This is a genomic window from Guptibacillus sedimenti, assembly GCF_028610665.1.
Classification (GTDB): Bacteria; Bacillota; Bacilli; order Bacillales; family Guptibacillaceae; genus Guptibacillus; species Guptibacillus sedimenti.
In genome coordinates this window covers 19,789-39,329 of sequence record NZ_JAQQWV010000011.1, presented here as the reverse complement: position 1 = coordinate 39,329, position 19,541 = coordinate 19,789, and the positions used below count along the sequence as shown (strand labels likewise).

At 40.9% G+C, this 19,541-nt stretch carries 21 protein-coding genes and 2 tRNA genes; all 23 read left to right on the top strand.

Annotation, left to right across the window (positions count from 1 at the left end; genetic code table 11):
- Nucleotides 1-91: 91 nt before the first annotated feature.
- The 23 genes from yabG (at nucleotide 92) to PQ578_RS21245 (ending at nucleotide 19,232) form a co-directional block, all read left to right on the top strand.
- On the top strand, nucleotides 92-970 hold the full coding sequence (yabG, locus tag PQ578_RS21355) for a sporulation peptidase YabG (RefSeq protein WP_098445907.1): 879 nt from the start codon (nucleotides 92-94) through the stop codon (nucleotides 968-970).
- Nucleotides 971-1,259: 289 nt separating this feature from the next.
- Nucleotides 1,260-1,517, top strand: a complete 258-nt coding sequence (gene veg / locus PQ578_RS21350; RefSeq protein WP_098445908.1) for a biofilm formation stimulator Veg — start codon at nucleotides 1,260-1,262, stop codon at nucleotides 1,515-1,517.
- A gap of 134 nt (nucleotides 1,518-1,651) precedes the next feature.
- Nucleotides 1,652-1,834 (top strand): small, acid-soluble spore protein, alpha/beta type, encoded by a 183-nt coding sequence (locus PQ578_RS21345; protein ID WP_098445909.1) that lies wholly within the window; start codon nucleotides 1,652-1,654, stop codon nucleotides 1,832-1,834.
- A gap of 163 nt (nucleotides 1,835-1,997) precedes the next feature.
- Entirely contained in the window at nucleotides 1,998-2,867 is an 870-nt protein-coding gene (gene ispE, locus PQ578_RS21340; protein ID WP_273837114.1) for a 4-(cytidine 5'-diphospho)-2-C-methyl-D-erythritol kinase, read from the top strand.
- Between the two features lie 61 nt (nucleotides 2,868-2,928).
- Nucleotides 2,929-3,783, top strand: coding sequence for a pur operon repressor (purR, locus tag PQ578_RS21335; RefSeq protein ID WP_098445911.1), 855 nt, complete (start codon nucleotides 2,929-2,931; stop codon nucleotides 3,781-3,783).
- Nucleotides 3,780-4,154 carry a RidA family protein gene (locus tag PQ578_RS21330; protein WP_273837111.1) on the top strand — a complete coding sequence of 125 codons (375 nt, stop codon included), beginning with the start codon at nucleotides 3,780-3,782 and terminating at the stop codon, nucleotides 4,152-4,154. The genes purR and PQ578_RS21330 overlap by 4 nt, the downstream gene beginning before the upstream one ends.
- A 204-nt stretch (nucleotides 4,155-4,358) precedes the next feature.
- Nucleotides 4,359-4,649, top strand: a complete 291-nt coding sequence (gene spoVG / locus PQ578_RS21325) for a septation regulator SpoVG (RefSeq protein WP_098445913.1) — start codon at nucleotides 4,359-4,361, stop codon at nucleotides 4,647-4,649.
- Between the two features lie 194 nt (nucleotides 4,650-4,843).
- Nucleotides 4,844-6,211 (top strand): bifunctional UDP-N-acetylglucosamine diphosphorylase/glucosamine-1-phosphate N-acetyltransferase GlmU, encoded by a 1,368-nt coding sequence (gene glmU, locus PQ578_RS21320; RefSeq protein WP_273837108.1) that lies wholly within the window; start codon nucleotides 4,844-4,846, stop codon nucleotides 6,209-6,211.
- Nucleotides 6,212-6,317: 106 nt separating this feature from the next.
- On the top strand, nucleotides 6,318-7,268 hold the full coding sequence (locus PQ578_RS21315) for a ribose-phosphate diphosphokinase (protein WP_273837105.1): 951 nt from the start codon (nucleotides 6,318-6,320) through the stop codon (nucleotides 7,266-7,268).
- A gap of 77 nt (nucleotides 7,269-7,345) precedes the next feature.
- Entirely contained in the window at nucleotides 7,346-7,996 is a 651-nt protein-coding gene (locus PQ578_RS21310) for a 50S ribosomal protein L25/general stress protein Ctc (protein ID WP_273837103.1), read from the top strand.
- A gap of 121 nt (nucleotides 7,997-8,117) precedes the next feature.
- Nucleotides 8,118-8,675 carry an aminoacyl-tRNA hydrolase gene (gene pth, locus PQ578_RS21305; RefSeq protein ID WP_273837102.1) on the top strand — a complete coding sequence of 186 codons (558 nt, stop codon included), beginning with the start codon at nucleotides 8,118-8,120 and terminating at the stop codon, nucleotides 8,673-8,675.
- A gap of 57 nt (nucleotides 8,676-8,732) precedes the next feature.
- Nucleotides 8,733-8,963 (top strand): anti-sigma-F factor Fin, encoded by a 231-nt coding sequence (fin, locus tag PQ578_RS21300; RefSeq protein ID WP_273837100.1) that lies wholly within the window; start codon nucleotides 8,733-8,735, stop codon nucleotides 8,961-8,963.
- A 194-nt stretch (nucleotides 8,964-9,157) separates the two neighbouring features.
- Nucleotides 9,158-12,691: a transcription-repair coupling factor gene (mfd, locus tag PQ578_RS21295; protein WP_273837098.1), complete on the top strand. Its 3,534-nt coding sequence runs from the start codon at nucleotides 9,158-9,160 to the stop codon at nucleotides 12,689-12,691.
- A gap of 151 nt (nucleotides 12,692-12,842) precedes the next feature.
- On the top strand, nucleotides 12,843-13,373 hold the full coding sequence (gene spoVT / locus PQ578_RS21290; RefSeq protein ID WP_273837094.1) for a stage V sporulation protein T: 531 nt from the start codon (nucleotides 12,843-12,845) through the stop codon (nucleotides 13,371-13,373).
- Between the two features lie 174 nt (nucleotides 13,374-13,547).
- Nucleotides 13,548-15,140, top strand: a complete 1,593-nt coding sequence (locus tag PQ578_RS21285) for a putative polysaccharide biosynthesis protein (protein WP_273837093.1) — start codon at nucleotides 13,548-13,550, stop codon at nucleotides 15,138-15,140.
- A 3-nt stretch (nucleotides 15,141-15,143) separates the two neighbouring features.
- Nucleotides 15,144-16,601: a bifunctional methyltransferase/pyrophosphohydrolase YabN gene (gene yabN / locus PQ578_RS21280; protein ID WP_273837092.1), complete on the top strand. Its 1,458-nt coding sequence runs from the start codon at nucleotides 15,144-15,146 to the stop codon at nucleotides 16,599-16,601.
- 15 nt (nucleotides 16,602-16,616) lie between these two features.
- Entirely contained in the window at nucleotides 16,617-16,877 is a 261-nt protein-coding gene (locus PQ578_RS21275; protein ID WP_098445923.1) for an RNA-binding S4 domain-containing protein, read from the top strand.
- A 130-nt stretch (nucleotides 16,878-17,007) separates the two neighbouring features.
- Nucleotides 17,008-17,316, top strand: coding sequence for a sporulation protein YabP (gene yabP / locus PQ578_RS21270; protein ID WP_159780784.1), 309 nt, complete (start codon nucleotides 17,008-17,010; stop codon nucleotides 17,314-17,316).
- Nucleotides 17,313-17,903: a spore cortex biosynthesis protein YabQ gene (gene yabQ, locus PQ578_RS21265; RefSeq protein WP_273837091.1), complete on the top strand. Its 591-nt coding sequence runs from the start codon at nucleotides 17,313-17,315 to the stop codon at nucleotides 17,901-17,903. The genes yabP and yabQ overlap by 4 nt, the downstream gene beginning before the upstream one ends.
- Nucleotides 17,904-17,915: 12 nt before the next feature.
- Entirely contained in the window at nucleotides 17,916-18,299 is a 384-nt protein-coding gene (locus tag PQ578_RS21260; protein ID WP_098445926.1) for an FtsB family cell division protein, read from the top strand.
- A gap of 74 nt (nucleotides 18,300-18,373) precedes the next feature.
- Nucleotides 18,374-18,856, top strand: coding sequence for a S1 domain-containing RNA-binding protein (locus PQ578_RS21255; protein WP_098445927.1), 483 nt, complete (start codon nucleotides 18,374-18,376; stop codon nucleotides 18,854-18,856).
- 212 nt (nucleotides 18,857-19,068) lie between these two features.
- A tRNA-Met gene (locus tag PQ578_RS21250) sits at nucleotides 19,069-19,145 on the top strand.
- A 12-nt stretch (nucleotides 19,146-19,157) separates the two neighbouring features.
- Nucleotides 19,158-19,232: transfer RNA gene (locus PQ578_RS21245), tRNA-Glu, on the top strand.
- Nucleotides 19,233-19,541 lie beyond the last annotated feature (309 nt).

Here is a 19,541-nt window from a genome sequence, read left to right as displayed (position 1 = left end):
GCTCCAGAAAAACATCTTTTCGAAAACTTCTCATATAGTAGAAAAAGGAGACATCGTTTCGTTTAAAGGTCAAGCGGCGTGGAGGGAAGAGATGACGATGAAAGAAGGAGATATCGTTGCAAGGCGTTCATACGGCTGTGATTTAATCTTCCGTGTTACGAGATTAAACGAAGCGAACAAGTCAGCAGAGCTCGTAGGTGAAGATATGAGGCTCATCGCAGATGCACCATATGACGATCTCGTGTTAATTGACTCAAGTGAACATAAAATGAGGCGAGAGCAGTCGAAAGAGAAAGAAGATTATTCGTTTCGCTTGTTCAGACAAGATTATCAATTGTTACGTATGAAGCGAGAATATTCGGCTACTAGCCATTTTAAGAAAGAAACGAGTTTCTTTGAACTTCCAGGTAAAATTCTTCATATCGATGGCGATCCACTTTATTTAAGCAAATGTTTAGAAATGTATAAGCGTTTAGGAGTTCCAGTCTATGGTTTGTATATGAAAGAAAGTGAAATTCCTGAGAATATCATTAAATTAGTTAACAATGTAAGACCAGATATTCTAGTGATAACAGGACACGATGCGTATAGTAAACATAAAGGCGAAAAAAAAGATTTGCAGTCCTATCGCAACTCACGCTATTTTGTTCGTGCAGTAAAAGAAGTAAGAAGTATTTTTCCGAACCTCGATCATCTTGTAATTTTTGCCGGCGCGTGTCAGTCTCATTTTGAATCATTAATTCGAGCGGGTGCTAATTTTGCAAGCTCACCTTCAAGAATTAACATCCACATGTTGGATCCCGTTTTTATTGTGTCTAAAATCGCGCTCACGTCATTTACTGACCATGTGAACGTTTGGGATGCTCTAAGGAATACGTTAACCGGTGAAGACGGCCTTGGAGGCGTTGAAACGAAAGGAATACTGCGAACTGGCATGCCTATGAAAGAAAATGAAGATTATTCAGAGTGAAAGAACGGATGGTAGCGATACTCATCCGTTTTCTTTTTTTACTCTATCTTTTAATTTTCTGGTAAAGAAATGGGTCAGAAAAAGACATGCTATCTATAATGAAAACGCCTATAAATAAACAGTTTTCTTCGATTACACATATTTTTCGACAAATTAAGAAATAATAAAAATGCACATCAGTAGTAAATAACAATTGACATTGTTTTTGCTTCGTTGTTATAATTTAAGTTTTATTTGACAAGATGGTGCAAAAGATGTTATAATTTGTCTAAGTGAGGTGGAGGTTCCGATGGCAAAAACGATTATTGAGATCAAACAAACGTTACAATCTCAGGTTGGCAAACGCTTGACCTTAAAGGCAAACGGAGGTCGCAGAAAGACAATTCAACGTTCAGGCATCCTTGAAGAAACCTACCCGGCAGTGTTCATAGTTAAGCTGGATCAGGACACTAACGCATTTGAGCGCGTGTCGTACAGCTACACAGATATTCTTACAGATACAGTACAAATTACATTTAATGAAGAACAAGCGGCAGTAAGCGGTTAAGGCAATTGGTCTAACTGCTTTTTTGCTTTCTTTAGAAAGATTTATTCCCTTTTATGGTTACATATTCGTAGTATAATGGTTGCTTTCTATCCTCAAACTAAGTGTGTCACAGGATAGAAAGGAGCTTGATTCGCATGGCGAGACGTAGAGGGATTATGTCCGATCATTTGAAAGAAGAAATTGCGAAAGAGCTTGGCTTTTATGATACGGTTCAGAAAGAAGGTTGGGGAGGAATTAAAGCTCGCGATGCAGGTAACATCGTGAAGCGTGCGATTCAACTAGCAGAAGAACAGCTTGGAAACCAACAAAAACACTGAACCCTGTGACGACCGCTCCTGGCTAATAGCCAGGGGCTTTTTTTGTTGCGAAATGCTGCTACACTCCTTCTTAATCTGTTTCTTTCTTTTAGGGTTGTTGTGTTACAATAATTCACAGTAAGTTAAAATGTCGAACGGTAGGACGAAAATGTAGGTGAACGAGATGAGAAAAAAATTGAGTGTGAAAGCGCCAGCGAAGATAAACTTAGCACTTGATGTGCTTCATAAACGACCTGATGGCTTTCATGAAGTTGAAATGGTTATGACGAATGTAGATCTGGCGGACCGTCTTGAGTTAACCGAGCTAAGACGGAATGAAATCATTATTGAATCCACTAGTGGTTTTGTACCTGATGATCAGAGGAATTTGGCGTTTCAAGCGGCAGCCCTCCTTAAAAAGAAATTTAACATCCGGCAGGGGATTGCCATTAAAATCGATAAGCAAATTCCTGTAGCAGCTGGATTAGCTGGCGGAAGTAGTGATGCGGCAGCAACATTAAGAGGTCTTAATGAACTTTGGGAATTAGGACTTACTTATGATGAACTTGCTGATATAGGTTCTGAGATTGGCTCAGACGTGGCATTTTGCGTTTATGGAGGTACTGCTCTTGCCAAGGGACGAGGAGAGATTATCAAGCCGATCGATTCACCTCCTCCGTGTTGGGTCATTCTTGCGAAACCGTCGATTGGGGTTTCGACAGCAGAAGTTTATCGACGTCTTCGTACAAGTGAAATGGATCATCCTGATGTAAAAGGGATGATGCAGGCGATTGAGGACAAAAATTACGATGCGATTTGTGACCTTCTAGGAAATGTTTTAGAAGATGTGACATTAAAACTTCATCCGGAAGTGCGTCAAATCAAAGAGAAAATGGAAAGTCTAGGTGCTGATGGCGTCCTTATGAGTGGAAGTGGACCTACTGTCTTTGGACTAACTCGTCACGAATCAAGAATGCAGCGAATTTATAATGGATTACGAGGCTTTTGTGGTCAAGTTTATGCGGTTCGTCTGCTAGGTGAGAAGAACCCTTGAATAAATCCGTACATTAGTGATATATTATGAGTAATTATTCGGATTTTTTGGAGGTTCTTCTATGAAGATGAAACGGAGTTCTCGGTTAGTGGACATGACAAGGTATATGTTAGAGCATCCACACCGCTTAGTTTCACTAACTTATTTTTCAGAGCGCTACGGCGCAGCTAAATCTTCAATCAGCGAAGATTTGGTTATTATTAAAGAAAATTTTGAGCAACAAGGTGTTGGCTCGTTATTGACTGTTCCTGGTGCAGCTGGTGGTGTTCGATATATGCCGCTCATCAGTGATGAAGAAGCAGACCGCGTTGTTGGCGAACTGTGTGATTTTCTAGAAAGTCCTGATCGCCTTCTCCCAGGTGGGTATTTGTATTTAACTGATATCCTAGGGAATCCAGAAATTATGAACCAGGTTGGCCGTCTTTTCGCATCTGTGTTCGCTGATCGTAAAATTGATTGCGTGATGACCGTTGCAACAAAAGGGATTCCACTTGCGTATGCAGCAGCAAGTCACCTTAACGTTCCAGTTGTTATCGTAAGGCGTGATAGCAAGGTGACGGAAGGCTCAACGGTAAGTATTAACTATGTATCTGGCTCATCCAAACGCATTCAAACGATGGCTCTTGCTCGTAGGAGTTTGAAGCCTGGCGCTAATGTCCTAATCGTGGACGACTTTATGAAAGCGGGTGGAACGATACAAGGAATGGTAAACCTTCTTGAAGAGTTCCAGGCTGACGTAGCTGGAATAGGCGTTCTTGTTGAAGCGGAAGGTGAAGGAGAAGAACGATTGGTAGAAGAGTATGTCTCGATGATGAACCTAGGTGGAGTCGATATGAAAGAACGTTCGATTCAGGTAGCACCAGGAAACTACAAAAAATTTCTTGCGCGTTTAACTGAAGGAGTGGAGAACGAATGAAAACTGTCTACACGAAATCAGCACCAGAAGCCATTGGCCCTTATTCACAAGGAATGATTGTTAACAACCTGTTTTATAGCTCGGGTCAAATTCCTTTACGAGCAGATGGAACATTTGTTGATGGCGCTATTGAAGAGCAGACACACCAAGTCTTTTCGAATGTAGAAGCTGTTCTCGAAGCTGCGGGATCATCACTTAATCGCGTTGTGAAAACAACCGTGTACATTAAGGATATGAATCAATTTGGAGCGATTAATGAAATATATGGGGAATACTTTGATACACACAAGCCAGCGCGCTCCTGTGTTGAAGTAGCGCGACTTCCTAAAGATGCCCTTATTGAAATAGAAGTGATTGCCTTAGTAGGTTAATCAAGTTGACGCACTCATTTACTGAGTGCGTCTTTTTTAATGATTTCTCTGTTTAGATTCTCTCATTTGTGTCGAACATGGATTTTATGAGCTGCTAACAGCAAATTTTTATAACATTTTTTATATTTAGAAGAAGGATTTGTTGATTATAAGTTGAATAGTGCATATATGCTCTAATTAATGGAAAAAGGTGGTGCACTCGAGTTGGAAATTACAGATGTTCGCCTACGTCGTGTGAATACGGAAGGACGCATGCGCGCAATCGCTTCCATCACAATGGATCATGAATTCGTCGTTCATGATATTCGCGTTATTGATGGGAATAACGGCATGTTTGTAGCGATGCCAAGCAAAAGAACTCCGGATGGAGAGTTTCGCGATATCGCTCATCCAATTTCCTCGAATACAAGGGAAAAGATTCAAACTGCAGTTTTAGCTGAATACCATCGTGTTGGTGAAATGGAAGCAGCTTATGAAGAAGCAGGAGCTTCCTGATCGAAAAGTCTGGTCAATTGACCAGACTTTTTTTATGTTTTACGACTGAATAAAAGAATACGAATCAAAATATTCATCAACCTTTCTTTTCCAGCCTCATATATGGTGGGGATTTCAGGAACTTCCTTGAAAATGAGGGGTTTTTGAGATATAGTCAAAGTGGAAAAATAGGATGCGATGGAGGAACCATATACATGAATAGATTTGCAGTGGTATTAGCAGCAGGTCAAGGCACGCGGATGAAATCAAAGCTTTATAAAGTGCTCCATCCCGTTTGTGGGAAGCCGATGGTTGAGCACGTAGTGGGTCAACTCGAAGAGCTTAAGCTTGAGAACATTGTCACTGTTGTCGGTCACGGCGCTGAGAAAGTTCGTGATCAACTTGGGAGTCGAGTCAATTATGTTCTCCAAGAAGAACAGTTAGGAACGGCTCATGCGGTCATGCAGACGCAAGAAACACTGGCAAATAATGAAGGTGTGACGCTTGTAGTATGCGGTGATACTCCTCTCATTACGAAAGAAACAATGGATGCTCTCTTAACATATCATGAGGAAAAGGGTGCAAAAGCTACGATTCTGACGGCAGACGCTGATAATCCATTTGGTTACGGACGAATTATCCGGGATGAAAATGGACGTGTTCAACGTATTGTTGAACAAAAAGATGCAACTGACGAAGAACAGCAAGTGACGGAAATTAATACAGGTACATACTGTTTTGATAACAAAACCCTTTTTGAGACGCTTCAGTTAGTAAAAAATGAAAATGCTCAGGGAGAATATTATTTACCGGATGTTGTTGAGATTCTTCAAAAACAAGGTGAAGTCGTAGCAGCTTATCAAACAGCAGATTTCGATGAAACAATGGGCGTGAATGATCGAGTTGCGCTTTCAAAAGCAGAAGTTGCAATGAAAAAGCGCATTAATGAGAAACATATGCGTAATGGCGTTACTCTTATTGATCCTGATGCAACATACATCTCTCCAGATGCTGTGATTGGTCAAGATACCGTTATTTATCCAGGTACAATGATAATTGGGAACACCACAATTGGTAAAGAAGCTAAGGTTGGCCCTAATACCGAAATAAAAGATAGTCAGGTTGGAGATATGACCGTTGTGAAACAATCGGTTATTCATGATAGCGAAGTAGGAAATGCTGTAAATATTGGACCGTTTGCCCACATTCGACCGGCTTCACAAATCGGTGATGAAGTGAAAATTGGAAACTTTGTGGAAGTGAAAAAAGCTGTTATGGGCCATGGAAGCAAAGCATCACACTTGAGTTATGTCGGCGATGCTGAAATCGGAAAAGATGTGAATCTTGGCTGTGGTTCTATTACTGTCAATTATGATGGTCAGAAAAAGTACTTAACGAAAGTTGAAGATGGGGCATTCATTGGCTGTAATGTGAATTTGATCGCACCTGTAACAGTAGGCAAAGGTGCAACGGTAGCAGCGGGCTCTACTATTACAGATGATGTTCCTAACCAGGCGCTATCCATTGCGCGCTCTCGTCAGACGAATAAAGAAGATTATGCAACAAAGAAGAAGGATAATTGATTTTTATAGGATAAGAAAGTATGAAAAGAGTGTTGTCTGCTCAAGCTTTGAGGAGTCGATATGGCATTTGTGTTTTTCTTATTAATAAATGGAGGGGTACCAGCCGATGGCTAATTATTTAGATCCAAATTTGAAAGTGTTTAGTTTAAATTCGAATCCTGACCTTGCAGAAGAGATTGTAGAGCACATAGGTGTTCCAATGGGAAAATGTTCTGTTGTGCGCTTTAGTGACGGAGAAATCCAAATTAACATTGAAGAAAGTATTCGTGGCTGCGATGTTTATGTGATTCAATCAACATGTGCCCCTGTAAATGAAAACATTATGGAGCTTCTCATTATGATTGATGCTTTAAAGAGAGCTTCCGCGAAAACAATCAATATTGTGCTTCCTTATTACGGATACGCTCGTCAGGATCGTAAGGCAAGATCTCGTGAACCGATTACGGCGAAATTGGTAGCAAACCTTCTTGAAGTAGCTGGAGTAACTCGTCTTATTACGTTGGATCTTCACGCATCCCAGATTCAAGGATTTTTTGATATTCCGGTTGACCAGTTGATGGGTGTTCCTACGCTTGCGAAACACTTTGAAGAAAAGAACCTTGAAGATATTGTCGTGGTTTCCCCAGACCATGGTGGAGTGACTCGTGCTCGTAAGCTTGCTGAGCGTCTAAAAGCGCCAATTGCGATTATTGATAAGCGTCGACCACGTCCGAATGTGGCTGAAGTTATGAATATTGTTGGTAACATTGAAGGCAAAACAGCCATTATTATTGACGACATTATTGATACAGCAGGTACAATTACGCTAGCAGCTAACGCGCTCATCGAAAACGGAGCAAAAGAAGTGTTTGCCTGCTGTACACACCCTGTCTTATCAGGTCCTGCAATTGAACGAATTGATGACTCTAAAATTAAAGAGCTTGCCATTACGAATACGATTCCGCTTCCAGATGACAAGCGAATCGATAAGATTACACAGCTGTCTGTGGCACCTCTTCTTGGTGAAGCAATCATCCGTGTTCATGAGCAACTTTCAGTAAGTAAATTATTTGATTAAGTGAAATACGTTTATTGCCTCCTGATTATGGGTATTCATAATAGTAGAGTAAAACCTAATCAGGAAGGTGATTAATAATGGCAGCAACATTAAAAGCATTAGATCGTAATACAACAAAAAGAAGTGAACTTAGAACATTACGCGAAACTGAAGAAGGTCTTCCGGCCGTTCTTTACGGGAAAGACCGCAAAAGCGCTCCGGTACAGGTAGACGCTCTTGAGTTCATTAAGGTATATCGTCAGGTCGGAAAAAATGGCGTTATTGAGTTGAACTTCGAAGGACAGGGTACTTATCCTGTTATGGTATATGACATGCAAGTTGATCCAATTAAAAACCACGTTCTTCACGTTGACTTCTATTCTGTTGATCTTAACAAGGAAGTAGAAGCAGAAGTTCCGGTTCACTTAACTGGCGAAGCTGCAGGAAGTAAAGATGGTGGCGTTGTTCAGCAGATGCTTCATGAAATTCTTGTGAAAGCTAAGCCGAATGATTTCCCTGATAGCATCGATGTTGATATTTCAGAACTTAACATTGGTGACGCTGTACAAGCTGGAGATCTTCCAAAAGGTGATAAATACGAAATTCTTCTAGATGCTGAAGAGCCGATTGCTTCAATCGTACCTCCAACAGAAGAGCCTGCTGAAGACGTAGAAGAAGCTGATGAGGTAGCAGAAGAGCCACCAGCAGATCAAGAAGAAACTGGTGACGAAACAACGAAAACAGAATAAACAACAAGGACGTAACCGAACGGGTTACGTCTTTTTTTCAAGATAAAGAGACTTCAGGTGAATAAGTGCACGAATTTTTGATACGATAGAAGAAAAGCAATGAAAGGTAGGGCGTCAGGCGTTGAAATTAATTGTAGGCCTCGGTAACCCGGGAAAGAAATTTAATAATACAAGACATAATGTAGGATTTATGGCGATTGACCAACTTGCAAAAGAGATGGGAATCGCGTTAGATCAAAAGAAGTTTCAGGGTATATACGGTAAAGGCATGGTAAATGGAGAAGCAGTTTATCTATTAAAACCACAAACCTTTATGAATTTGTCAGGAGAATCCGTGCGTCCATTGATGGAATACTTTAATATTGAAGTAGCGGACTTGCTTGTCATATATGATGATTTGGATCTTCCTACTGGTAAAGTGCGAATTCGTCAGAAGGGCAGCGCGGGTGGACATAATGGAATGAAGTCCATTATCACACACCTCCATACACAGGAATTTAAGAGGGTGCGAATCGGAATTGATCGATCAGCACGCCAGACTGTCATTGACTATGTTTTAAAACCTTTCTCAAAAGAAGAAGTAGAGCCGATTCAACTTGCTATCGAGCAAACGGCAAAAGCGTGTGAAGCATGGACAACAACCTCTTTTCCAGAAGTGATGAATAAGTATAACTCGTGAATATCCTCTCATTCTCCCGTCCATACTAGTAAAAGATAGGAATAGGGAGGATCTTTTATGGATATTCATTACGTATGCCGTCACTGTGGAATGGAGATTGGAAGACTGTCACAACAAAACCACACAGCTGACGAACTGGGGTTTCAACAGCTCACTGAGAAGGAGCGGCAGACAATGGTTCACTATCACCATGATGGAACAATTGAAGTGAAAGCCATTTGCGAAGATTGCCATGAAGCCATGGAGCGATCGCCATCTTTTCATGAGCTTGATACATTTATTCAGTAAGAAGCTTTGGGAGTGCGTCCAAAGCATTTTTGCGTTAATCAAAGGAACGAACCGATTTCAAGACCAATAGATTTTAGAGATTTTTTAGATTCTGTGCCAAGTTTGTTAATGTCCATCGTTTCAGCACAAGCGTATTAAGACGATTTACGACATGCTTGCACTTTTCCATAGTGAGAGGGGAGAATAACTTACCGATGTTAGGTTTAAGAGAATATTTTAGTAAGGGCGATGAATTTCAGTCCGTGTTTACCGGGGTGAAAGAGGGGCTTAAGGAACAACTTGTTGCAGGGCTAGCTGGTTCTGCTCGTATGCTTCTGATGGCCTCTCTCTATCATGAAACAAAGCGTCCTCAACTCATTATTACCCACAATTTGTATCAAGCTCAGAAGCTCTATGAAGATATGTGTGAGCTTGTCTCTCAAGATGAAGTTTACTTGTATCCTGTAAATGAGCTCATTTCTTCAGAGATTGCCATAGCAAGCCCTGAATTAAGAGGCCAGCGAATGGAAGCTTTAAATTATTGGATGAAGAATAAAAACGGGATCGTTATTGCGCCAATTTCCGGCGTTAGAAGATATCTTCCTCCAAAAAGCATCTGGCAAAAAAGCCAGATTTCATTTGCTGTGGGCGACGACATTCCTTTAGACGAAACGCTCGCAACTTTTGTCGCTATGGGATATGAACGTGTACCAATGGTTTCTTCACCAGGCGAATTTAGCGTCAGAGGCGGTATTATCGACATTTATCCTTTGACGGAAAATAGCCCAATCCGAATTGAATTATTCGATACAGAAGTGGATTCGATTCGATTTTTTGATATCGAGTCTCAACGATCTGCAAATAAAACAGATCGCATTACAATTGGACCTGCAGATGAGGTCGTATTATTTCCAGAAAATTATCAACGGGGGGCAGAGCGCCTTCAGAAAGAATTGCAGGCTTCACTTAAAAAAGTGAAAGATCAGAAAGTGAAAGAAGCCATGCACCAAAACATTACGTATGAAATTGATCAGCTGAAAAGTGAGCAAAATTTTCAGGGTGTGATCAAGTATATGGATTATTATTATGACAAGCCTGCAAGTTTACTAGATTATTTACCTGAGGATGGTCTTGTTGTTTTTGATGAAGTGAGCCGAATTCAAGAAATGTCTTCTGATCTGGATAAAGAAGAAGCAGAATGGCAAACAGCTCTCCTAAATCAGGGAGAAATTGTGTCATCTGTTTCCTTATCGAGATCTTACGATACGTTATTCGCAAAGCCTGTTCACTCAACAATCTATTTATCGATCTTCTTACGACACGTTCCATATACAAATCCCCAAAACATTATTAATGTTTCAAGTAAAGCAATGCAGAACTTCCACGGTCAAATGAAAGTACTAACTAGTGAAATTGAGCGGTGGAAAAAAAGCGGTATCGCCATTGTTTTTCTTGCAGCAACAGAAGAGCGAAGGAAGCGCCTTGAGCGAGTTCTAGAAGATTATGAAATCAATGCGATGATGGTAGAACAAGACACGCCAATTTCCCATCAGCAGTCACAAATTTTAATAGGTAGCCTAAACGGTGGGTTTGAACTACCGATGCAGAAGCTAGCTGTTCTAACGGAAGCGGAAGTATTCACGAAACAATCGAAAAAGCCAAGACGTTCTCAAAAGATGTCGAACGCTGAACGAATTAAAAGCTATTCAGAGTTGAAAGTTGGCGATTACATTGTTCACGTCAATCACGGAATAGGGAAATATCTCGGTATACGCACACTAGAAGTTAGCGGCATTCATAAAGATTATCTTTATGTGAGCTATGCGGGTAATGATAATTTGTATGTCCCAGTGGAGCAAATCGATCAAGTGATGAAATATGTAGGTTCTGAAGGAAAAGAACCCAAGCTCTACAAACTTGGTGGAACGGAATGGAAAAAAGTAAAGCGTAAAGTTCAATCCTCTGTTGAAGACATAGCTGACGACTTAATTAAATTGTATGCCGAACGTGAGGCGAGTGTAGGCCATAAGTTTGAGAAGGATACAGAAGAGCAAAGGGAGTTCGAAGCTGCCTTTCCGTATCAGGAAACGGATGATCAGCTCCGAGCCATTCAAGAAATTAAAGAAGACATGGAAAAAACGCGTCCGATGGATCGATTGCTGTGCGGTGATGTGGGCTATGGTAAAACCGAAGTTAGTATTCGAGCTGCGTTTAAAGCCATTATGGATGGAAAACAGGTGGCATTTCTAGTGCCCACAACAATTCTCGCTCAACAGCATTTTGCGACGATACAGGAGCGTTTTGCGGATCACCCCATTAACATTGGGCTATTAAGCCGCTTCCGTTCAAGGAAGGAGCAAAATGAGACGTTAAAGGGTGTTAAGAACGGTACGGTTGATATTGTGATCGGTACACACCGCCTTTTATCGAAAGACGTCACGTATCATGATCTTGGCCTCCTGATAGTCGATGAAGAACAACGTTTTGGTGTAACACATAAAGAAAAAATCAAGAAGTTAAAAGCGAACGTAGATGTGTTAACCCTTACTGCAACACCAATTCCAAGAACGCTTCATATGTCGATGTTAGGTGTTCGAGATTTATCCGTTATCGAGACGCCCCCAGAAAATCGCTTCCCTGTACAAACGTATGTGGTCGAATATAATGGGACACTTGTACGTGAAGCCATTGAAAGGGAACTTGCACGTGGAGGACAGGTTTATTTCCTTTATAACCGCGTGGAGTCGATTGATTACATGACAGATCAAATTCGAACGCTTGTCCCAGAAGCTAGAGTTAGCTACGCTCATGGGCAAATGAGTGAAACCGAGCTCGAATCTGTGATGATTGATTTTCTTGATGGGAATTATGATGTGCTCGTTAGTACAACCATTATTGAAACAGGTGTAGATATTCCAAACGTCAATACCCTTCTTGTATACGATGGCGATAAAATGGGACTGTCTCAGCTTTATCAGCTCCGTGGTCGAGTAGGTCGCTCGAATCGTGTTGCTTATGCTTACATTACGTATCAACGAGATAAAGTTCTAACAGAAGTAGCAGAGAAGCGTCTTCAAGCGATTAAAGAATTTACTGAGTTAGGTTCAGGATTTAAAATCGCCATGCGCGATCTTTCTATTCGAGGTGCTGGTAACCTTCTTGGAGCAGAACAGCATGGATTTATTGATTCGGTCGGTTTCGATTTGTATTCTCAGATGTTAAAAGATGCAATTGAAGAACGAAAAGGCGATGCACCAAAAGAGAAAGCGTTCAGCGTTGAAATTGATCTCGAGGTAGATGCTTACATTCCTGGTACGTATATTAACGATGAGAAACAGAAAATTGATATGTATAAACGCTTCCGATCAATTGAATCATTGAAAGACATCATGGATTTACAAGATGAGATGATGGATCGATTTGGAGATTTTCCAGAAGAGGTTGAATATCTCTTCCAAGTGTCTCGTATGAAAGAGCTTGCCAAAGAAGTAAAAGTTGAAAAAGTTGGCCGAAGTAAGAAAGACATTCAGCTACTTTTCCATGAATCAGCGCGAGAAGCAATTGGAGGAGAAACGATCTTTGAGGTAGCGAATGAATTTGGGAATAAGCTCTCCCTGGGAGCAGATGGTAATAAAGTAAAGGTAGTTGTGAAGGGAAGAGGCCTTGAAACAAAGGGACATCTTCAGCTTGTTGAAAAAGTTTTAAAGAAAGTAAAGGGAGCAAAAAAGCAGCCAATGAATGCGAATTAAAGCCGATTTTGGAGGAACCTCATAATTTTGACAGGTTTGTGAATAGAACTCATACGTCCAAACGATACTAATGGAAACATATTGTAGAACATGCAATAGAAAAAGTGATTGGAGCAATCACCTACAACTTCCAGAAAGCGAGGCAACTTAGATGAAAGCAACAGGTATCGTGCGTCGTATTGATGATTTGGGGCGTGTTGTTATCCCGAAAGAAATTCGCAGAACACTCAGGATTAGAGAAGGGGACCCACTGGAGATTTTTGTTGATCGAGAAGGGGAAGTTATTCTCAAAAAATACTCTCCAATCAGTGAGCTTGGTGATTTTGCGAAAGAATACGCAGAGTCTCTAGCAGAGCATTCGGGGCATATTGCCCTTATCTCAGATCGCGACGTCTATATTACAACTGCGGGTGGTCCAAAGAAAGAATACTTAAACAAAAGCATTGGCGAGTCTGTAGAAAAAGCGATGAATGAACGAAGATGTTTGCTAAATGAAAGTAAATCTGAACTCATTGAAGGAGTTCCTGTTGAGACAGGACATGTGATTGCTCCAATAATAGCGAATGGCGATCCAATTGGAACGGTCATCTTACTTGCAAAAGAAGATGAAAAGGTATCGGAATTGGAACAAAAGTTATCTGAAACAGCAGCGGGTTTTCTTGCAAGACAAATGGAACAATAGAACAGCGATAAAATGGAGGCCAACCCCTCCATTTTATTTGGTTTAAAGGATAGGAAAGTCTAGCTGACTTGAACAAGGCGCTTGCACTACTCTCATCGGCTTTCAAAACTTTCCCATCTTGTCTCATATGATATAATTCGTACATAAACACGTATTGAATTTTGGCAGGTGCGTATGAAAACAGAAGAAAATCAAAAAGGATTCTGGCACGGAGCGCTTTTACTTACTGCAGTCGCTCTTTTTATGAAGGTGCTAAGCGTTGGCTATCGAATTCCTTATCAAAATATTACTGGTGACATCGGTTTTTACGTCTATCAACAAATTTACCCGTTCTATTCGATCGCTATCATTCTTGCTACATATGGGTTTCCGGTTGTCATTTCACGTCTTATCTCTGAACAGCTTGCAGAAAATAAGGTTGATCAAGCAAAAGAGCTTTCTCGTTATAGTTTCTATATCCTTGCTATGCTTGGTTTTGGTGGGTTTCTGTTCCTGTATGTTTCTGCTCCTTTGTTAGCTACGTTAATGGAGGATCACCGTTTAATTGGACCGCTGCGCACTACAGCCTTTTCTTTTCTTATTATGCCTGGTATTGCGTCGATTAGAGGTTATTTTCAAGGACAAGAAAATGTGGTTCCTACAGCGTGGTCACAAGTAACCGAACAATCTGTTCGTGTCGTAGCTATTCTTACGATATCGATAAGTCTTGTTGCACGCGGAGCGGATGCCTATGCAGCGGGAACTGGCGCTGCACTGGGTTCATTAGTAGGTGGCCTTGCAGCCTTCATTCTGCTCTTTGTTCTTCGTTATCGACATCAGCCGCTCCGAATAAATTCTCTAAAAGCACGCTCCTTTCGTTTTTTTGGCGTCGCTCGAAGGATCTTAACGGAAGGGACATTAGTATGTGTCAGTGCTCTTGTGATGGTGCTTTTCCAGCTAATGGACGCAGTAACCATCGTACCGGGGTTAATGGAACATGGACTTTCTTCAATAGCAGCTAGGGAAACAAAAGGAATATTTGATCGCGGTCAGCCCCTTATGCAGGTGGGCACAGTGCTTGCTACCTCACTTTCGTTATCAATCGTACCGGTGATCTCGAAAGCATCAGCGGAAAAACAAAAGGAGTTCATTCGTGATAAGGCTGCTCTTTCTCTAAAAGTTAGTTTTGTTATTGGACTTGCAGCTTCCGCAGGGCTAGCGCTCATTATGAAGGAAACCAATGTGATGCTTTTTAGAGATCAATCTCTTTCACCTACGCTCAGCCTTCTTGCATTTGCAATTTTCTTCAGTTCCCTTGCGATGACTGCAGCAGGTGTTTTGCAAGGTGTGGGTTTAGCAAGAAAAGCGGCTCGTTATGCTTTAATTGGTATATTTGTGAAGGCCTTTTTAAATCTTATTTTGATTCCACTAATAGGCATTAATGGGGCTGCATTTGCGACAGTCATTGGCTTTGCAGTGGTTGCCGGACTAACTGTTTTTGCTGTGCATTCTAACGTTAAATTGATTGAATATCCTTTCTATTTAAGACGAGCTGTAGCGGCTGTGATGGTCATGAGTACAGCTGTAATGATACTGCAGTTCTTTATTCCATCGTTTCTATCTAGAGGACTATCCAGTATCTCAGCACTTGCAGGGGCCATAGTTGGAGGCCTCATCTTTGGGTTCGCAACACTCATACTGCAAGTATTTACAGAGAAAGAATTACTGCAATTACCTAAAGGAGAGAAGATCTCTTTGTATCAAACCAAATTAAAGAAAGGAGCCTGAACGATGGCGAGTATTACAATTATTGGAACTGGAGCGGGAGACCTTACTCAGCTCTCTCTCGGCAGCTATCGGAAGCTGAAGTCTGCTGATCGAATTTTTGCAAGAACGCTTGATCACCCTGTCCTTAGAGAGTTAATGAGTGAAGGGCTTGTGGTGACAGGTTTTGACGACATTTATGAAAGTAATGATTCTTTTGAGGAAACGTACCGCACCATTGTTGACCGTCTATTTGAAGAGGCACAACAGGGCTCTCTCATTTATGCTGTTCCTGGACATCCAATGATGGCTGAGGCGACTGTACAGCTCCTCTTAGAGGAGCAAGCTCAGCATGGTGTTGAAGTGATTGTTGCTGGAGGACAAAGTTTCCTTGATGATCTATTTACTGCGGTTCGAATCGATCCAATTGAAGGCTGTCAGATTCTCGATGCCACGCGGTTTACGAAATCTGAGGTTCAAGTACGGAATCATTTAATATTTGTACAGGTTTATGATCAATTCACTGCTTCAAGTGTTAAATTAACCTTAATGGAGCTTTTGCCTGATGATTACGAGGTGACTGTTCTACAAGCAGCCGGGAGTCAGGACGAGAAAATAATGACAGTACCCTTGTTCGAGTTAGACCGGTCAATGGAAGTTAATAACTTGACGGCAGTATACGTTCCTCCTGTAAAGGATACAACGCTTTTATATCAGGATTTTGAATGGGTTCGACATGTGGTAGCAAGACTACGCGGTCCTGGAGGCTGTCCTTGGGATCAGAAGCAAACGCACGAATCATTAAAAAAATACTTAATTGAAGAAGCTTATGAAGTGTTAGAAGCAATAGACGATCAAGACGATGAACATCTTGCTGATGAATTAGGAGATGTATTGCTTCAGGTTCTCTTACATGCTCAAATTGGTGAGGATGAGGGGATGTTTACAATGGAGGACGTTATCGGAAAGTTAAGCGATAAATTAATTCGAAGACATCCACACGTATTTGGAAACGAACAGGTTCAAACCGCTGAGGAAGTAGTAGGGCTTTGGAATCAAGTGAAAGAACAGGAAAAGGATGTTGCCCCATCACAGTTTGATACGATTCAGAAAGGCCTTCCTGGTCTCATGCGAGCAAACGAACTACAAAAATCAGCTGCAAAAGTGGGTTTCGACTGGGATGAAGTCGATCCAATTTTGGAGAAGGTTCAAGAGGAACTAACTGAATTTAAAGAAGCTGTGAACAATAAAACATTTCATGATCAGGAAGACGAGCTTGGAGACTTATTATTTGCGCTCGTGAATGTAGCTCGCTACTATAAAATTGATCCAGAAGTAGCCATTCACCGCACCAATCATAAATTTGTTTCTCGTTTTCAATATATTGAGAGACGAGTAAAGGAAAAAGGACTTGAAATAGAGAAATTATCACTTGAAGAACTAGATTATTTCTGGAATGAAGCAAAGCAAAAAGGAATTAAATAGGGAGCGTTAAAACTAATGAGATTAGATAAATTTCTAAAAGTATCACGATTAATTAAGCGCCGATCCATCGCAAAAGAAATTTGTGATAAAGGGCGTATTGAAGTAAATGGTAACAAAGCGAAAGCAGGCACGAATGTTAAAGCGGGTGATGAGCTAGTGATTTCATTTGGCCATAAAAAAGTGACGGCTCGCGTGGATGAGATAAAAGAAACGACAAAGAAAGAAGAAGCAAATAACATGTTTACCATCCTAAAAGAAGAAGCAGCTGGTGAATAAAAGGACCTGACCAGGTCCTTTTTTTGCTAGGAAGAGAAGAAGGTTTATGCTGATCCGTTATCCCTATCCATAGCTTGTTCTAAAAGATACCTCTTTTTCATAGACATGTATCGAGAAGAGGGGGAGAGCGATGGATAATTATTATGAGTACGGCACATATGATAAAGCGTCAAACACACCTGAACACGATTTAGTTATGAAGTCACGTAAGTCGCTTGAAATTACTGGAGTGAAGCACGTCGATAGCTTTGATAATGAGGAATTCCTTTTAGAGACCACCATGGGCTTTCTCGCAATACGCGGTCAGCACTTGAAAATGAAAAATTTAAATGTGGAGCAAGGACGTGTCTCGATTGAAGGGAAAATTTTTGATCTGAGCTACCTCGACCATCACGAAGGGGAAAAAGCTAAAGGATTCTTTAGCAAGTTATTCAAATGACATTATCGGTGCAATTCTATACGATGGTTGCGATGGTGGCTATGGGAGTGTGGCTTGGAATAGCCATGGATACCTATAGCCGTTTTCTTCATCCAAATAGGAAAAAAAATTGGTTGCTCTATGCTAATGATATTGTCTTTTGGCTCCTACAGGGACTACTTATTTTTTATGTTCTGTATTTTGTTAATGAAGGAGCGATCCGATTTTATGTCTTTTTAGCCATATTATGTGGCTATTCAGCTTATCGCGCTCTTTTTCAACCGTTATATCGTCGTTTGTTAGAACGAATTATTTTAGTGGTTCTAGCAACCAGTCGCTTTATTAAATCATTGTTTCTTCATTTGATCTACAAGCCTTTAAGGTTCATATTGAAAGTTCTATTTAGCTTATGTATGATGATAGTGAGTATGATGACAACCATTATTTGGTTTATATTTAATGTTTTTTGGGTACCGTTAAAGTGGGCAATCTCGTTAATATGGCGATTATTACCTCAACAGGTGCAGACATCACTAACAAAAGTAGCAGGAGTTGCCGATAAAATAAAGAACTACATATACCAATGGTTAACTAAAATACGAAAGTGAGGAGGGAAAAGCTTGGTTACTGCGAATAAGCACAAGCCTAAAGTAACGGAAGTTCATTCGGAATACCATCAAGAAAAACAGCTACAGGATAAAGTGAAGGAACGTAGAAAAAGAGGTCTTGTTCGACGTCTTACTGCTTTCGCGGTAGCTGCTTTAGCCATAGCTATTCTATTTATCTCCGTATTCACTTCACAGGCAGCAACGATCGAAGAAAAAAACCTACAGCAAAAGCAGGCTGAAGAAGAATTAACGAAATTAAAAGAGCAAGAAAAATATTTAACTGAAGAAATTGAGAAACTTAATGACCTTGATTATATCGGTGAATTGGCAAGAAGAGACTACTTTATGTCAAAACCCGGTGAGACAATCTTTAAGCTTCCTTCTTCCTCAAATTGACACGTTGTTTTTTGAAGGGGTATAATTAGCGTACGACTGATCTTTTAAAGATTTTAAGGAGGAGCTTTTTTTACATGGCAATCGAAGTAGGCAGCAAGTTACAGGGAAAGGTAACAGGTATTACAAATTTTGGTGCGTTTGTTGAACTACCAGACGGCAAAACAGGTCTCGTTCACATCAGTGAAGTTGCAGACAATTACGTTAAGGATATTAATGATTTTCTTACAGTTGGCGATCAGGTTGAGGTTAAAGTCATCCAGGTTGAAAACGACGGTAAAATTGGTTTATCGATCAAGAAAGCAAAAGATCGACCTGCAACTGAGCGTCCGCAGGGTCGTCCACAAGGTCGCCCACAGGGTGGAGGCCGCCCTCAAGGTGGCGGTGGCAGACCCGGTGGCGGTGGTTACAAAGGTAAGCCTCGCGGAGGTGGCCGTCCACAGGTAGAGTCATTTGAGGATAAAATGAGCAAGTTCCTTAAAGACAGTGAAGACCGCCTTTCAACTTTGAAGAAACAAACAGAGTCAAAACGAGGCGGTCGTGGCGCTCGTCGCGGCTAGAGCTTGTTGTCTACTAACTATATCTATAAACAAAACCGGCATGCGCTTGCATGTCGGTTTTGTTTATGGTGGTGTTATTCGGAACTAGATGATGAGCTGGAACGTCCTACCCTGTTTTGAAAGTTTGTATGCAAAAAATATAAAAAACAAGTTGACACAAACTTTTCTGCAATGTATTATATAACTTGTGCTTAAGAAAGAAACAGTCTTATGGCGGTGTAGCTCAGCTGGCTAGAGCGTACGGTTCATACCCGTGAGGTCGGGGGTTCGATCCCCTCCGCCGCTACCATTTTTATAAGTTGGCCCGTTGGTCAAGTGGTTAAGACACCGCCCTTTCACGGCGGTATCACGGGTTCGAATCCCGTACGGGTCACCAACTTATTTTTAATAACTATACATATAAATGCTTACAATATACAAAGTTTGCTAAAAAGGTCCGACATTATCTAAAATGTCGGACCTTTTTTTAGTTTGTTCTGAGCGAAAATCTAAATTGATGGTTCACTTATCTGGTGGAAAAGAAGAAAGAAACCTCGTTTTTCCCTTTCAATCACATTTCTTTTCTAGTTTATTTTTAACATTTCGACCTTTTTATTTTTAACGACTGTACGATTTCAAAAAGAGTGGCGAAGCTAGATTTTTCTTAAGTTAATTCACTGAAGATGATAAAAAACCCCCTCACCTT

What these genes read in the sequence shown, in the direction of transcription:
- veg (WP_098445908.1), top strand. Translation starts at nt 1,260, where the DNA reads ATGGCAAAAACGATTATTGAGATCAAACAAACGTTACAATCTCAGGTT.
- yabQ (WP_273837091.1), top strand. Translation starts at nt 17,313, where the DNA reads ATGACATTATCGGTGCAATTCTATACGATGGTTGCGATGGTGGCTATG.
- PQ578_RS21275 (WP_098445923.1), top strand. Translation starts at nt 16,617, where the DNA reads ATGAGATTAGATAAATTTCTAAAAGTATCACGATTAATTAAGCGCCGA.
- yabG (WP_098445907.1), top strand. Translation starts at nt 92, where the DNA reads ATGACGATGAAAGAAGGAGATATCGTTGCAAGGCGTTCATACGGCTGT.
- PQ578_RS21315 (WP_273837105.1), top strand. Translation starts at nt 6,318, where the DNA reads ATGGCTAATTATTTAGATCCAAATTTGAAAGTGTTTAGTTTAAATTCG.
- yabN (WP_273837092.1), top strand. Translation starts at nt 15,144, where the DNA reads ATGGCGAGTATTACAATTATTGGAACTGGAGCGGGAGACCTTACTCAG.
- spoVT (WP_273837094.1), top strand. Translation starts at nt 12,843, where the DNA reads ATGAAAGCAACAGGTATCGTGCGTCGTATTGATGATTTGGGGCGTGTT.
- glmU (WP_273837108.1), top strand. Translation starts at nt 4,844, where the DNA reads ATGAATAGATTTGCAGTGGTATTAGCAGCAGGTCAAGGCACGCGGATG.
- yabP (WP_159780784.1), top strand. Translation starts at nt 17,008, where the DNA reads ATGGATAATTATTATGAGTACGGCACATATGATAAAGCGTCAAACACA.
- PQ578_RS21330 (WP_273837111.1), top strand. Translation starts at nt 3,780, where the DNA reads ATGAAAACTGTCTACACGAAATCAGCACCAGAAGCCATTGGCCCTTAT.
- mfd (WP_273837098.1), top strand. Translation starts at nt 9,158, where the DNA reads ATGTTAGGTTTAAGAGAATATTTTAGTAAGGGCGATGAATTTCAGTCC.
- PQ578_RS21255 (WP_098445927.1), top strand. Translation starts at nt 18,374, where the DNA reads ATGGCAATCGAAGTAGGCAGCAAGTTACAGGGAAAGGTAACAGGTATT.
- fin (WP_273837100.1), top strand. Translation starts at nt 8,733, where the DNA reads ATGGATATTCATTACGTATGCCGTCACTGTGGAATGGAGATTGGAAGA.
- ispE (WP_273837114.1), top strand. Translation starts at nt 1,998, where the DNA reads ATGAGAAAAAAATTGAGTGTGAAAGCGCCAGCGAAGATAAACTTAGCA.
- PQ578_RS21310 (WP_273837103.1), top strand. Translation starts at nt 7,346, where the DNA reads ATGGCAGCAACATTAAAAGCATTAGATCGTAATACAACAAAAAGAAGT.
- PQ578_RS21345 (WP_098445909.1), top strand. Translation starts at nt 1,652, where the DNA reads ATGGCGAGACGTAGAGGGATTATGTCCGATCATTTGAAAGAAGAAATT.
- purR (WP_098445911.1), top strand. Translation starts at nt 2,929, where the DNA reads ATGAAGATGAAACGGAGTTCTCGGTTAGTGGACATGACAAGGTATATG.
- PQ578_RS21285 (WP_273837093.1), top strand. Translation starts at nt 13,548, where the DNA reads ATGAAAACAGAAGAAAATCAAAAAGGATTCTGGCACGGAGCGCTTTTA.